Annotated in this window: 11 protein-coding genes; 8 read left to right on the top strand and 3 right to left on the bottom strand. The window is 65.8% G+C overall.

Annotated elements, in window-relative coordinates; translation table 11 throughout:
- Nucleotides 1-41 precede the first annotated feature (41 nt).
- The gene (locus HTA01S_RS14665) at nt 42-1,313 is read right to left on the bottom strand and encodes a M48 family metallopeptidase (protein WP_068173092.1); all 1,272 of its coding nucleotides are present in this window, start codon (nt 1,311-1,313) and stop codon (nt 42-44) included.
- Between the two features lie 117 nt (nt 1,314-1,430).
- On the opposite strand from HTA01S_RS14665, the gene orn reads away from it, so the two are divergent.
- The 3 genes from orn to HTA01S_RS14650 all read left to right on the top strand — a co-directional run bounded on the left by orn (nt 1,431) and on the right by HTA01S_RS14650 (nt 5,936).
- Nucleotides 1,431-2,033 (top strand): oligoribonuclease, encoded by a 603-nt coding sequence (gene orn / locus HTA01S_RS14660; RefSeq protein WP_068173088.1) that lies wholly within the window; start codon nt 1,431-1,433, stop codon nt 2,031-2,033.
- A gap of 104 nt (nt 2,034-2,137) precedes the next feature.
- Nucleotides 2,138-3,724, top strand: coding sequence for an inorganic phosphate transporter (locus HTA01S_RS14655; protein WP_068173085.1), 1,587 nt, complete (start codon nt 2,138-2,140; stop codon nt 3,722-3,724).
- Between the two features lie 361 nt (nt 3,725-4,085).
- Nucleotides 4,086-5,936 carry a DEAD/DEAH box helicase gene (locus tag HTA01S_RS14650; protein WP_084236124.1) on the top strand — a complete coding sequence of 617 codons (1,851 nt, stop codon included), beginning with the start codon at nt 4,086-4,088 and terminating at the stop codon, nt 5,934-5,936.
- 96 nt (nt 5,937-6,032) lie between these two features.
- Here the strand turns inward: HTA01S_RS14650 and HTA01S_RS14645 are convergent, their stop codons facing one another.
- Both HTA01S_RS14645 and HTA01S_RS14640 read right to left on the bottom strand, forming a co-directional pair.
- On the bottom strand, nt 6,033-7,361 hold the full coding sequence (locus tag HTA01S_RS14645; protein ID WP_068173082.1) for a Glu/Leu/Phe/Val family dehydrogenase: 1,329 nt from the start codon (nt 7,359-7,361) through the stop codon (nt 6,033-6,035).
- Between the two features lie 143 nt (nt 7,362-7,504).
- The gene (locus HTA01S_RS14640; protein ID WP_068173073.1) at nt 7,505-8,482 is read right to left on the bottom strand and encodes a dipeptidase; all 978 of its coding nucleotides are present in this window, start codon (nt 8,480-8,482) and stop codon (nt 7,505-7,507) included.
- A 196-nt stretch (nt 8,483-8,678) separates the two neighbouring features.
- On the opposite strand from HTA01S_RS14640, the gene HTA01S_RS14635 reads away from it, so the two are divergent.
- The 5 genes from HTA01S_RS14635 to HTA01S_RS14615 all read left to right on the top strand — a co-directional run bounded on the left by HTA01S_RS14635 (nt 8,679) and on the right by HTA01S_RS14615 (nt 14,473).
- Complete coding sequence (locus tag HTA01S_RS14635; protein ID WP_068173071.1) at nt 8,679-10,271, top strand: ABC transporter substrate-binding protein; 1,593 nt, start codon at nt 8,679-8,681, stop codon at nt 10,269-10,271.
- A gap of 229 nt (nt 10,272-10,500) precedes the next feature.
- On the top strand, nt 10,501-11,529 hold the full coding sequence (locus tag HTA01S_RS14630; RefSeq protein WP_068173064.1) for an ABC transporter permease subunit: 1,029 nt from the start codon (nt 10,501-10,503) through the stop codon (nt 11,527-11,529).
- A complete protein-coding gene (locus HTA01S_RS14625) occupies nt 11,526-12,383 on the top strand; it encodes an ABC transporter permease subunit (protein WP_068173062.1) in 858 nt (285 codons plus the stop codon). The genes HTA01S_RS14630 and HTA01S_RS14625 overlap by 4 nt, the downstream gene beginning before the upstream one ends.
- A gap of 135 nt (nt 12,384-12,518) precedes the next feature.
- Nucleotides 12,519-13,493 carry an ABC transporter ATP-binding protein gene (locus HTA01S_RS14620; protein ID WP_068173060.1) on the top strand — a complete coding sequence of 325 codons (975 nt, stop codon included), beginning with the start codon at nt 12,519-12,521 and terminating at the stop codon, nt 13,491-13,493.
- Nucleotides 13,490-14,473, top strand: coding sequence for a dipeptide ABC transporter ATP-binding protein (locus HTA01S_RS14615; RefSeq protein ID WP_407656113.1), 984 nt, complete (start codon nt 13,490-13,492; stop codon nt 14,471-14,473). The genes HTA01S_RS14620 and HTA01S_RS14615 overlap by 4 nt, the downstream gene beginning before the upstream one ends.
- Nucleotides 14,474-14,477: the final 4 nt, after the last annotated feature.

Genomic DNA, 14,477 nt, shown 5'->3' with positions numbered 1-14,477 from the left:
GCAACCTGCTGGCGTGGGGCGTGCTCATCCGGTCCTTCCGTTCAGGCCGGACCGGCGGCCAGCAGCCGCGACAGGCGTTCGCTGGCGGGCGGGTGGGAGTAGTAGAAGCGGGCGTACACCGGGTCGGGCGTCAGCGTGCTGGCGTTGTCCTTGTAGAGCTTGAGCAGGGCACTGGCGAGGTCGGTGCCGCTGGTGTGGGCCACGGCGTAGGCGTCGGCCTCGAACTCGTGCCCACGGGACATCTGCGCCATCAGGGGCGAGAGGAAGAACGTGAACAGCGGCGCCACCAGCATGAACAGCAGCAGCGCCAGCGCATTGTTGGGCGCGTCCAGCGACGGGGTGACGCCCAGCCCGGTGTAGAACCAGGCCTGACCCGATATCCAGCCCAGCAGGGCAAAGCCCAGCAGGCTCAGGCCGAACATGAGCACGATGCGTTTGACGATGTGGCGGCGTTTGTAGTGGCCAAGTTCGTGGGCCAGCACGGCGTCGATTTCCGCCGGGTTGAGCTGCTGCAGCAGGGTGTCGAAAAACACCACCCGCTTGGCCGCGCCAAAGCCGGTGAAATAGGCGTTGGCGTGCGCGCTGCGCTTGCTGCCGTCCATCACGTACAGGCCCTTGGCGGCGAAGCCGCAGCGTTGCATGAGGGCGTTCACGCGCGCCTTGAGGGCTTCGTCTTGCAGCGGCTGGAATTTGTTGAAGATCGGTGCGATCACCGTCGGGTAGAGCACCAGCAGCAGGAGGTTGAAGCCCATCCAGGCGCCCCAGGCCCAGAGCCACCAGGTGGCGCCGGCCGCGCCCATGAGCCACAGCACCAGGGCGGCGATCGGCAATCCGATCAACGCGCCCACCAGCGCTCCCTTGAGCAGATCGGTCAGCCAGAGCGACAGCGTCATCTTGTTGAACCCGAAGCGCGCTTCGATGCGGAAGTTCGACCACCAGGCCAGCGGCAGGGCGATCAATCCACCGATCAGCGAAAAGCACGCCAGCAGCGCGAGCTGCTGCAGCATGCCGCCACCCATGGTGCCAAGCAGGGCCTGGTTGAGCCAGTCCAGCCCGCCGAGCAGCGTCCAGCCCAGCAACAGCGCACTTTCCAGTGCCAGCTCCAGCAGGCCGAACCGGGTCTTGGCGATGGTGTAGTCGGCGGCCTTGTGGTGGGCCTCGGGCGTGATGGTCTGGGCAAAGGCCGGAGGCACGGTGGCGCGGTGGCGGGCGACGTGGCGCATCTGGCGGCTGGCCAGCACGGTGCGCGTGATCAGTCCGAGCACAATCAGTGCACAAAAGGTGGCGGTGAAAATCCAGGCGGTGTCGTCCATACCGGGGAGTCTATCGAAGACCACCGGCCCCTGACGCGGCAGGGCCTGGACACGGGTCGCCAGAGCAAAGGTTCCATGGCAAAAGGACCGGTCCGGCCGATCGGCGAAAATCGCCGGATGCAAGTACCGAACGACCTCAGCAGCCCGACCGCCACCGCGGCCCCCGAAACCCCCACCTTGAGCAAGAGCGACCAGAACCTGGTCTGGATCGACTGCGAGATGAGCGGTCTGGACCCGGAAAAGGAGCGCCTGCTCGAGATCGCGGTGGTGATCACCGGTCCGCAGCTCACGCCCCGTGTCGAGGGGCCGGTGCTGGTGATCCACCAGAGTGACGCGGTGCTGGGCGCCATGGACAACTGGAACAAGGGCACCCACGGCCGCAGCGGCCTGATCGACAAGGTGAAGGCCAGCACGGTCGACGAAGAAGAGGCGCAGGCACAACTGCTGGCGTTCATTGGCAAATACGTGCCGAAGAACGGCTCGCCCATGTGCGGCAACACCATCAGCCAGGACCGGCGTTTTCTGGTGAAGTACATGCCCAAGCTGGAGGCGTACTTCCACTACCGCTGCCTTGACGTGAGCACGCTCAAGGAACTGGCCAAGCGTTGGCGTCCCGAGGTATACGACAGCTTTAAGAAGCACCAGAAGCACACCGCGCTGGCCGATGTGCACGAGTCGATCGACGAACTCGAGCACTACCGGACCCATTTCCTGCGCTGAGTCTGATCCCTCTGCCGACGTCCGGCTCCTCGGCCAGAGACCTGGCCAAGGCCCGGTCGTGAGACGTCGGCATGTCAGAATTGTGAAATTCACGTGAACAAAACATGACGAAAAAATCCCGCTCCCGCTTTATTTCCAAGCACCAGGACGTGCTGCAACTGGGCGCAGCCCTGGGTTTTCTGCTTCTGGTGGGCCTGTATGCCTCCCTGACGGGCGCCGACGTGCTGGGCCTGTCGGGGCCGGCAGTCTGGTTGCTCATCATCTCGGCGGTGGTGGGCGGCTACATGGCCATGAACATCGGCGCCAACGACGTGGCCAACAACATGGGGCCGGCCGTGGGGTCGGGCGCCATGACCATGGGCTGGGCCATCGTGGTGGCCGCGGTGTTCGAGGCCATGGGGGCCATCGTGGCGGGCGGCGAGGTGGTGGGAACCATCAAGGGCGGCATCATCGACAGCAAGCAGATCACCGATGCGACGCTGTTCGCCTGGGTCATGTTCGCAGCGCTGCTCGCGGGCGCCCTGTGGCTGAACCTGGCCACCGCCATTGGTGCCCCGGTGTCCACCACGCACTCCATCATCGGCGCCGTCATGGGTGCGGGCATTGCGGCGGGCGGTTGGGGTCTGGTCAACTGGGGAACCATCGGATCGATCGTGGCCAGCTGGCTGGTGTCGCCGCTCATGGGCGGTGCGATCGCCGCTCTCTTCCTGTACATCATCAAGCGCAGCATCACCTACCGCAATGAAATGACCGAGGCGGCCACCCGCGTGGTGCCCTGGCTGATTGCCGTGATGGCCTGGGCCTTTGGCTCCTACATGTTGCTCAAAGGTCTGGGGCAACTGGTGAAAGTGAGCTTCTGGCTCGCCATCGTGCTGGGTGCACTCTTTGGTGGCGCCGTGTTGCTGCTGGTGCGCAAACCCGTTGCCCGCCAAGCGCGGCAGCAGGCCAACACCAAGGAGGGCGTCAACCGCCTCTTCACCTGGCCGCTGGTGTGTTCGGCCGCCTTGCTCAGTTTTGCGCACGGGGCGAACGACGTGGCCAACGCCGTGGGGCCGCTGGCCGCCATCTACGAAGCGGTGATCGCGGGTGCGGTCGCGACCAAGGCCGCCACCCCACTGTGGGTGATGGTGCTGGGTGCGTTGGGCCTGGCGGCGGGTCTGGCGCTGTATGGTGCGCGCCTGATCCGCACGGTGGGCAAGGAAATCACCGAGCTGGACAACATGCGGGCCTACTCCATCGCCATGGCCGCCACGCTCACGGTGATTTTCGCGTCCCAGCTGGGCATGCCGGTCTCCACCACCCACATTTCCATTGGTGCGGTGTTCGGGGTGGGCTTTCTGCGCGAGCTGCTCAAGGTGAACTACGCCAAGATGGAGGCGGTGGTGTTCGCCGGGCACCAGGGGCAGGACCGTGCCGAGGTCGAGAGCTATCTGCAGCGCTTCGAAGCCGCCGAGGTGCACGAGAAAAAACGCATGCTTGCCGATATGAAACGACGCACCAAGGACCGTGAGGCGGTCGATGGCGCGGTGTTCGCCAAGAAGGAACAGAAGGCGTTGAGAAAAGCCTATAAGAAGGAAATCGTCAAACGCTCGGCCGTGCTGCGCATCGTGGCGGCCTGGATCGTCACCGTGCCCGCCACGGCCGTGCTCGCGGCGATCCTGTTCCACCTGGTGGCGGCCGTGCTGGGCTGAAATTCGACAAATCGCTTGGGGTTTTCCCTCAAGCGTGCCATAATCGTTGGCTGCGCAGGAAACTGCGCTGATTTGTGCATCTGCCTCACACACCAGGCTCCCCGATTCTTTGCGCTGGCATGCGCCTCTTTCGATAGATGTCTTGCCAGCCCGCCAGCGGTTCTCCGTTGGTGTTGCGGATGGGGCCTTCGCTCCCGGCGTCCTCCACTTGTGAAGTGGGACCCATGGCGCGTAGACCGTTTGATGGTTGATGTTTTGTAACCACGAACGGATCTGGCGCGCTGGAGCCTCCCGCCTCACATGGCAGGCGGGCCACCAGTGTCTTTATTCGATCAATTGCGCGTAATGCGCATGGACGAACATGAGCGACTCTTTTGAAGCCCGCGGCGATTTCTCGCCCGAAATCCTGTCTGCCGAACCCGAAGCAGACACCCCCGTCACCCCCACCCCGGCCGAACCCAACGGCTTTGAGCTGCTGGGCCTGGCCCCCGAGCTGGTGCAAGCCTGTGCCGACCTCGGCTACGTGCAACCCACCCAGGTGCAGAACAACGTGGTCCCCAAGGCCATGCTGGGCGAAGGCGAAAAACGCTTTGCCGACCTGATGGTCTCCAGCCAGACCGGCAGCGGCAAGACCGCCGCTTTCCTGCTGCCCGTGCTGCACACCCTGCTGCAGCAACAGGCCCAGGCCGAAGCCCAGGAGCGTGCCGACTTCGAGCAGGCCTGCGCCGACGCGCTGGCCCGTGGCGAGGCCGCGCCCAAGCGCCCCAAGCGCAAGGACCCGACCAATCCGCGCAACTTCAAGGCCGCCACCCCGGGCGCTCTGGTGCTGTGCCCCACGCGTGAACTCGCCCAGCAGGTGGCCAACGACGCCATCGACCTGGTGCGCCACTGCCGCGGCCTGCGCATCGCCAACGTGGTGGGCGGCATGCCCTACCAGTTGCAGATCGCCAAGCTGCAGAACGCCGACCTCGTGGTGGCCACGCCCGGTCGTCTGCTCGATCTGCAGCGCTCGCAGCAGCTCAAGCTCGACCAGGTGCAGTTCCTGGTGGTGGACGAAGCCGACCGCATGCTCGACCTCGGTTTTGCCGACGACCTGGCCGAAGTCAACGACCTGACCAGCCAGCGCCGCCAGACCATGATGTTCAGCGCCACGTTCGCGCCGCGCATCCAGCAGCTCGCCATGCGTGTCATGCACGACGGCGGCAAGCACGTGCAGAAGGTGCAGATCGATTCCCCGCAGGAACAGCACGCCAACATCCAGCAGAAGCTGTTCTGGGCCGACAACGCCGACCACAAGCGCAAGCTGCTCGACCACTGGCTGCGCGACACCAGCATCAACCAGGCCATCGTGTTCGCCAGCACCCAGATCGAGTGCGACGGCCTGGCCAACGACCTGCAGCAGGAAGGCTTCTCCGCCGTTGCGTTGCACGGCGCGCTCAGCCAGGGCATCCGCAACCGCCGACTGATGGCGCTGCGCGCGGGCCAAGTGCAGATCCTGGTGGCCACCGACGTGGCCGCGCGTGGCATCGACGTGCCGACCATCACCCACGTCTTCAACTTCGGCCTGCCGATGAAGGCCGAGGACTACACGCACCGCATCGGCCGCACCGGCCGCGCCGGGCGCGATGGCCAGGCCATCACGTTTGCCGAGACCCGCGACCGTCGCAAGATCTTCGACATCGAAGCCTTCACGCGCCAGCGCATCGCCGTGGAAACCATCCCTGGCCTGGAGCCACGCCAGCGCGCGCCCCAGGCCGAGCCGTTTGGCCGTGGGGGCCCTGGTGGACGCCCGGCGGGTCGTGGCAACGACCGCTTTGCCGATCGCCGTGGCGCGCCGGCACCGCGCGGTCCGCGTTTCGAGGGCCGCGGTGACGCACCGCGTTTTGAAGGTCGCGGCGACGCGCCCCGTTTCGAGGGCAACCGCTTCGAACGCGAAGCCCCGCGTGGCGACAACCGCTTTGACAACCGTGGCGACAGCCGTCCGGCCGGTCGTGGTTTTGGCGACAAGGCCCCGGCCCGCGCAGGTTTCGGTGCCAAGCCCGCAGGCTTCTCCAGCTTCGGTCGCAACGACCGGGCTCCCGAGCGCGGCGCCGATCGCTTCAGCGACCGCGGCAACTCGGAACGCGCCGCCTTGCGTGGGGGTGAGTTCCAGCCGCGCCGTTCCGAAGGTGGCGCACCCGCCCGCCCGGTGGCCCGTCGCAGCCCGCGTTGAACACCGCCCGAGCGTCTCGAACCACCCAGCAAAAAGGGCCCCGCATGCGGGGCCCTTTTTTGTTGCGTCGCCGGGGCGGCGATCAAGTGCTGAGCTTCAGGGGTACAGACCGCGCAAGTCGCGGGCGTGCAGGATGCGCTTGCAGGCCACGATGAAGGTCGCGGTGCGCAGGCTCACCTTGTTCTCTTCGGCCACCTGCCACACGGCGGCGAACGCGCCTTTCATGATCTTCACCAGGCGTTCGTTGATCTCGTCTTCGCTCCAGAAGAAACTGGAGAAGTCCTGCACCCATTCGAAGTAGCTCACCGTCACGCCGCCGGCGTTGGCGATCACGTCGGGCAACACCAGGATGCCGCGGTCGTGCAGGATGTCGTCGGCTTGCGGCGTGGTCGGGCCGTTGGCGCCTTCGATCACCATCTTCGCCTGGATGCGGCCTGCGTTCTCTTCCGTGATCTGCTGCTCCAGCGCGGCCGGGATCAGGATGTCACAGGGCACTTCCCAGAACGCATCGTTCGCAATGACCTCGGCGTGGGGGAAGCCCGCCACCGAACCCACGCGCGACACATGCGCCAGCAGTGAAGGCACGTCCAGACCCGCTTCACGGTAGATCGTTCCGCCATGGTCCTGCACCGCCACCACCTTGGCGCCGGCGTCGGCAAACAGCTTGCCGGCCACGCCACCCACGTTGCCGAAACCCTGCACGGCCACGCGCGCCTTGCTGATGTCCATGCCCGTGTGTTTGGCGGCTTCCACGCCCACGGTGAACACACCGCGGCCGGTGGCTTCACGCCGGCCCAGCGAACCGCCCAGGTCCACCGGCTTGCCGGTGACCACGCCGGTGGCGGTGGAACCCTCGTTCATCGAATAGGTGTCCATCATCCAGGCCATGACCTGTTCGTTGGTGTTCACGTCCGGCGCGGGGATGTCCTTGCTCGGGCCGATGATGATGCCGATCTCGCTGGTGTAGCGGCGCGTGATCCGCTCAAGCTCACCCATCGACAGCTGGCGCGGGTCCACCCGAATGCCGCCCTTGGCGCCACCGTAGGGCACATTCACCGCCGCGTTCTTGATCGACATCCAGGCCGAGAGCGCCATCACTTCGGACAGGGTCACGTTCTGGTGGAAGCGCACGCCACCTTTGCCCGGGCCGCGCGAGGTGTTGTGCTGCACGCGGTAGCCCTCGAAGTGCGCGATCGAGCCGTCGTCCAGGTGGATGGGAACGTCCACGATCAAGGTGCGCTTGGGTCGCTTGAGCGTGTCCACCCAGCGGGCCAGATTGCCCAGATAGGGGGTCACGCGATCCACCTGCTGCAGGTAGATGCCCCAGGGCCCGAGATTGGTGGGGTCCAGATACGAGGGCAGGGCGCTGGTGAAGGCGGCCGGGCTGTTGGCCGCGGCGCCGGTAGGGTGCGGTGCTTGTGACATGTTGCGTTGTTTCCTAGGGGTGAGCTGGCCCGGAATGGTGGGTCAACGGATGCGACTGTACGGAGCGCCGTGGCACCTGTCCAAGGCTGTGTTGCCATGCTTTTATGCGGCAAATGCATAACCCTGCCGGCGGGCCGGTGCGCTCAATCGGTCGCCGCGCCCCAGACCTGACGTGCCACACGCGCCATGTTGTCACCCAGCACTCCATCGACGTCCCTCGAGCCCATACCCACCGCCCGCAGTGCATCGGGCAGGGCTTGCCAGGTCTCGATGGGCGCGTAGCGCATCTGGCTGATGCCTCGGCCGTAGCCCGCCTGCGCGGGCCACCAGAAGCCCGGATCGAAAGCCCCGGGCGGATCGTCGTTCAGTTCGGCTTGCGAAAAACCGATGTCCAGGCCCAGGCCCACGTGCTGCGCGCCCACCAGATCGGCCACGTAGGCCACATGGCGCGCCAGGTCGTTCGCCTGGGGTGCTTCGCAGCCCAGAAACTTCGACACACCGGAGATGCAGACCACACCGCCGGTGGCCGCGCAGGCGCGGATCTGTTCGTCGGTGATGTTGCGGCCGTGTTCGGCCAGCGCCAGCGGGTTGGCGTGGCTGAACACCACCGGGTGGCGCGAGTGGGCCATGATGTCCAAGGTGGTGCGCCGTTCGGTGTGGGCGCAGTCCATGAGCACGCCCGCATCGTTCACGGCCTGCACCATGCGGCGCCCGAGCGCGGTCAGGCCCTGGGGTTGATCGTGGCAGCCGCCGGCCACGCTGTTGTTGCGGTTGTAGGCGAAGTGGATCTGCCGCACGCCGAGATCGCGGTACAGCGCCACCATCTCGGGGCGCTCCAGCAGGGGCAAGGCGCCCTCCAGGTCAAAACCCACCGCGAGTTTCCCCGTCTTGCGCGCATGCTCGATGTCGGCCACAGTGCTCGGGATCAGATAGCGCCCGGGCTCGGCCCGCAGCCGCGCACGGAAAGCGGCGAGCACCGGCAGGATCTGGCTCAGCGGATTCATGTCCATGCCCACGTTGATGCAGACGTGGTGCACCCCTGCGGTGCGGTAGCGCTCCAGAGGTTCAAAGCTGGCATCGGGGTGCAGGGGCAGGCAGGTATGGGCTTCCCAGCGGATCATGGCTTTCCTTCTTTGGGTGCGGCGTTGTGCGATGGCATCGATTTTGCGAGGGTTGACGGGCGCCCGGTGGAGCCTTCGCGCCTTGAACGGGTGGCACCAACGCAGGTGACTGACACGTGACGTTTTGTGTTGATAATGAATTTTTCCTTAACAAGGGGGCGCATGTCGCTGCTCCCGCAACAACGAAGGATGACCCATGCTTGAACTGAAGAAACTGACCCTGGCTCTGGGCCTGTCTGCGGTGGCGATGGCCTCGCAAGCCGCCGGCACGCTGATTTTCTGTTCCGAAGGCAGTCCGGAGGGCTTTGATACCGCGCAATACACGGGAGGCAACACCTTCGACGCCGCCGGTCACGCCATCTTCAACCGCCTGACCCAGTTCAAGAAGGGCGGCACCGAGGTCCAGCCGAGCCTGGCGCGCGAATGGACCGTGTCCGCCGACGGACTGACCTATACCTTCAAGCTGCGCAAGGGCGTCAAGTTCCACACCACCGACTATTTCAAGCCGGGCCGTGACATGACCGCCGACGACGTCATCTTCACCTTCGAGCGCATGGTCAACAAGGACCACCCGTTCAACAAGGCCTATCCGGCCCAGTTCCCCTACGCCTCGGACGTGGGCCTGGAGAGCAACACCGAGTCGGTGACCAAGACCGACGACCTGACGGTGGTGATCAAGCTCAAGCAGCCCGACCCCGATCTGCTGGTCAAGATCGCCATGCCGTTTGCTTCGATTCTGTCGAAGGAATACACCGACAAACTGGTGGCCGAAGGCAAGGCCAGCATGATCAACCAGCAGCCCATCGGCACGGGCCCCTTCGCGCTGCGCCGCTACGAGAAGGACGCTCAGATCCGCTACGTCAAGCACAAGGACTACTGGAATGCCAAGGACGTGCTGGTGGACAACCTGATCTTCGCCATCACCACCGACGCCTCGGTGCGCTTCCAGAAGCTCAAGGCCGGTGAGTGCCACATCATGTCCTACCCGAAACCGCAGGACATCGCCGCCATGAAGGCCGACCCCAAGCTGAAGATGGACACGGCACCGGGCTTCAACATCGGCTACCTGAGCTACAACACCGAAAAGGCGCCGCTGAACAAGGTCGAAGTGCGCCAGGCTCTGGACATGGCGATCAACCGCAAGGCCATCATCGACGCGGTGTACCAGGGGCAGGGCCAGGCGGCTTCCAATCCGTTCCCGGCTTCGCTGTGGTCCTACAACGCCAAGCTGAAGAACGCCGCCTTCAACCCCGAAAAGGCCAAAGAGCTGCTGAAGAAGGCCGGCGTGGCCGAGGGCACCGAGATCACCCTGTGGGCCATGCCGGTGCAGCGCCCCTACAACCCCAACGCCAAGCTGATGGCCGAGATGATCCAGGCCGACTGGGCCAAGGTGGGCATCAAGGCCAAGATCACGCAGTACGAATGGGGTGAGTACCTCAAGCGCCTGAAGCAAGGTGAGCACGACACCGGCCTGATCGGCTGGACCGGCGACTACGCCAGCCCCGACAACTTCCTGGGCGTGCTGCTCACCTGCGAAGCCATCGGCGGCTCCAACTACGCGCGCTACTGCAGCAAGGAGTTCGACGGCTACGTGCTCAAGGCGCGCAACAGCGTGAACCAGAAAGAGCGCACCGAGCTGTACATGAAGGCCCAGGAGGTGTTCAAGAAGGACATGCCTTGGTCCACCATCGCCCACTCCACGGTGAACCAGCCCATGCGCAAGGAGCTCAACGGCTTCAAGATCAGCCCGTTTGGCGACTACAACTTCGAAGGCGTCAGTGTGAAGTGATCCCCCCCGCGCCGCCTGCGGCGTCACCCCCCCGGGGGGGCAACGCGAGCGGCCCGGCGGAGCCGGTTCCGCCGCGTTCTGGGACTTCGCTCGCCGCAGGCTCACTGCGTGTAGCCTGCTCCGTTCCAAGGTAACGCGGTCGAGCATGGTTTTCGTTAGATGGCAGGCGTCAAGTTCTTGACGTCTGCTCTTTTTTACGCATTCTGAAAACAACAAGGGGTGCTCCCTCATGCTGAGATACCTCCTCAAGAAGTTGCTGGTGCTGATTCCCACGATCCTGGGCGTCACGCTGCTGACTTTTTCCCTGATCCGTCTGATCCCCGGCGACCCGGTCGAAGTGATGGTGGGCGAGCGCACGCTCGACCCGGAGCTGCACGCCGCCGCCCTCAAACGCCTCGGTCTGGACCAGCCGCTGTACGTGCAGTACGGCCGTTATCTGGGGCAACTGGCTCAGGGGGACCTGGGGCAGTCGCTCAAGACGCAGTCCCCTGTGTGGAGCGAATTCAAGGACCTGTTTCCGGCCACGCTGGAGCTGGCGCTGTGCGCGCTGCTGCTGGCCCTGGTGCTGGGCCTGACGGCGGGCGTGCTCGCCGCCGTCAAGCGGGGCAGCTGGCTGGACCACACCGTCATGACGGGTGCGCTCACCGGTTACTCCATGCCCATTTTTTGGTGGGGCTTGCTGCTGATTCTGATTTTCTCGGTGGGGCTGGGCTGGACGCCGGTGTCCGGCCGGCTCGACCTGATGTTCGACGTGCAGCCGCAGACCGGCTTCATGCTGATCGACGCCTGGCTGGCCGAGCGCGCCGACCCCGAGCTCAACAGCGGCGCGCTGTGGGACGCGGTGCGCCACCTGATCCTGCCGGCCATCGTGCTCGGCACCATCCCACTGGCGGTGATCGCGCGCATGACGCGGTCCAGCATGCTGGAAGTGCTGCGCGAAGACTATGTGCGCACGGCGCGCGCCAAGGGTCTGTCGCCCATGCGCGTGATCTTTGTGCACACGCTGCGCAACGCGCTCATTCCGGTGCTCACCGTGGTGGGGCTGCAGGTGGGCACGCTGATGGGCGGCGCGGTGCTGACCGAAACCATCTTCTCCTGGCCGGGCATCGGCAAGTGGCTGATCGATGCCATCGGCCGGCGCGACTACCCCGTGGTGCAGAACGGCATCCTGCTCGTGGCCACGCTCGTCGTCGGTACCAACTTCGTCGTGGACCTGCTCTACGGCGTGGCCAACCCTCGCATCCGGGTGCAAGCATGAACTTCAAGGAATTCTGGCGAGCCTTCTCGCAAAACAAGGGCGCCGTGGCCGGCCTGGTGTTCATGTCCATCGTGGGCCTGCTGGCGATCTTCGCGCCCTGGGTCGCGCCGCACGACCCGATCGAGCAATACCGCGAACACTTCCTGCAGGGCCCGGTCTGGGCCGGTGGCACCAGCCAGTTCCTGCTGGGGACCGACGAGCTCGGTCGTGACCTGCTCTCGCGCCTGATCCACGGCGCCCGGCTGTCCTTGCTGGTGGGCCTGGTGTCGGTGGTGCTGGCGATGATTCCGGGCGTGATCCTGGGGCTGGTGGCCGCGTTCGCCGGCAAGTGGGTGGACGCCGCCATCATGCGCGCCATGGACATCGTGATGGCCTTGCCCTCGCTGCTGATGGCGGTGGCCATCATGGCCATCCTGGGCCCGGGCCTGCTCAACGCCATGATCGCCATCGCGCTGGTGTCGCTGCCGGCCTATGTGCGGCTGGTGCGCGCCTCGGCCATCGGCGAGCTGCAGCGCGACTACGTGACCGCCGCGCGCCTGTCGGGCGCGCGCACGCTGCGGCTCATGTTCGTGACCGTGTTGCCCAACTGCACGGCGCCGCTGATCGTGCACGCCACCATGAGCTTTTCCGCCGCCATCCTGGAGATCGCGGCGCTGGGTTTCCTGGGGCTGGGCGTGCAGCCGCCGCTGCCCGAGTGGGGCACCATGCTCGCCTCGGCGCGCGACTACATCGAGAGCGCCTGGTGGGTGGTGACGCTGCCGGGCCTGACCATTCTGTGGTCGGTGCTCGCGATCAACCTGGTGGGTGACGGCTTGCGCGATGCGCTCGATCCGAAACTCAAATCCGCCACATGAAACACCCCCGCCGCGCTGCGCGCGACCCCCTCAATGGGGCGATGCGATGCGGCCCGGCAAAGCCGGTTCCGCCGCATCCTTGGCTCAGACATCTCGCGCCGGTGGCGGTGCGGTGCAACCCTTGAGAGATTTGGCATGAGTCTTCTTGACATTCAAAACCTGCGCGTCGAGTTCGGCGCCAAGGGCCGTGCCTTTCGCGCGGTGGACGGGCTGGACCTGCAGCTGGACCAGGGCCAGGTGCTGGGCATCGTGGGCGAGTCGGGCTCGGGCAAGTCGGTCGCGATGATGGCCGTCATGGGTCTGCTGGCCGGACAGGGCCACGTCGGCGCCGATCGCCTGCGGTTCGACGGCAAGGACCTGCAGACCATTTCAGACCGCCAGCGCCGCAAGATCCTGGGCAAGGACATGGCCATGATCTTCCAGGACCCGATGACCTCGCTCAACCCGAGCTTCACCGTGGGCTTCCAGATCGAAGAGGTGCTGCGCGAACACATGGGCCTGCGCGGCGCGGCCGCCCGGGCGCGCGCCATCGAACTGCTGCAGATGGTGGAAATTCCCGGGGCCGCGCACCGGCTGGAGAGCTACCCACACCAGTTTTCCGGCGGCATGGCGCAGCGCGTGATGATCGCGATGGCGATCGCCTGCAACCCCAAACTGTTGATCGCCGACGAGCCCACCACCGCGCTGGACGTGACCATTCAGGCCCAGATCATGGAGTTGCTGGTGCAGCTGCAGCGGGCGCACAACATGGCCCTGATCCTCATCACGCACGATCTGGCCGTGGTGGCCGAGGTGGCGCAACGCGTCGCGGTCATGTACGCCGGCCAGGAGGTGGAGCAAGGTGCCGTGGAGCGCCTGTTCACCGCACCGGCACACCCCTACACTCATGCACTGCTCAGCAGCGTGCCCGAGCACAGCCGTGGTGCGCGCCGCCTGCAGACCCTGCCCGGCATCGTGCCCGGCCAGTTCGACCGGCCCACCGGTTGCCTGCTCTCGCCGCGTTGCCCCAAGGCCCAGGACCGCTGCCACGTCGAACGCCCCGCGCTGCTGGCACAGGGCGGCGGTCTGGTGCGCTGCTTCTACCCCATGACGGCGCAGGAGACGCTATGACCGCCACCCCGATGACCGCGCCCACGGCGCCCGTGATGCAGGCCGAATCGCTGACCCGCCATTACGGCGTGTCGCAGGGTTTCCTGAAACCGAACGTCACGGTCAAGGCCCTGGTCGACGTGTCGTTCACGCTCACGGCCGGCCAGACGCTGGCCGTGGTGGGCGAGTCCGGCTGCGGCAAGAGCACGCTGGCGCGCCAGCTCACCCTGATCGAGCCGCCCACCGCTGGCCGCCTGCAGGTGGGCGACGAATGGGTGACGCCGGGCGACCGCGCGCAATACAAGCGCTTGCGCAGCCAGGTGCAGATGGTGTTCCAGAACCCCTACGCCTCGCTCAACCCGCGCCAGAAGATCGGCCACCAGATCGGCGAGCCCCTGCTGCTCAACACGACGCTGAGCGCCGCCGAGCGCAAGGACAAGGTGCTGGAGAGCCTCAAGCGCGTGGGCCTGCGCCCCGAGCACTACGACCGCTATGCCCACATGTTTTCCGGCGGCCAGCGCCAGCGCATCGCCATCGCGCGCGCCATGGTGCTGCAGCCCAAGATCCTGGTGGCGGACGAGCCGACTTCGGCGCTCGACGTGTCGATCCAGGCCCAGGTGCTCAATCTGTTCATGGACCTGCAGGAGCAGCTGCAGACCGCCTACGTGTTCGTCTCGCACAACCTGGCGGTGGTGGAGCACATCGCCAACGATGTGATGGTGATGTACCTGGGCCGCGTGGTCGAGGCTGGCCCGAAGGCCACGATCTTTGCCAACGCGCTGCACCCTTACACGCTGGCCCTGCTGTCGGCCACGCCGTCGATCGATCCGGCGCAGCGCCAGAAGAAGATCAAGATCCACGGCGAGCTGCCCAGCCCGCTGAACCCGCCCAGCGGGTGCGCCTTCCACAAGCGCTGCCCGAAGGCCGATGCGCGCTGCGAGCGTGAGCTGCCGTTGTTGCGGCCTCTGGAAGGGCGGCAGGTGGCTTGCCACCACGTTTGATTTC

The sequence above is a fragment of the Hydrogenophaga taeniospiralis CCUG 15921 genome (assembly GCF_001592305.1).
Classification (GTDB): domain Bacteria; phylum Pseudomonadota; class Gammaproteobacteria; order Burkholderiales; family Burkholderiaceae_C; genus Hydrogenophaga; species Hydrogenophaga taeniospiralis.
This window is presented reverse-complemented; position numbering and strand designations above follow the sequence as displayed.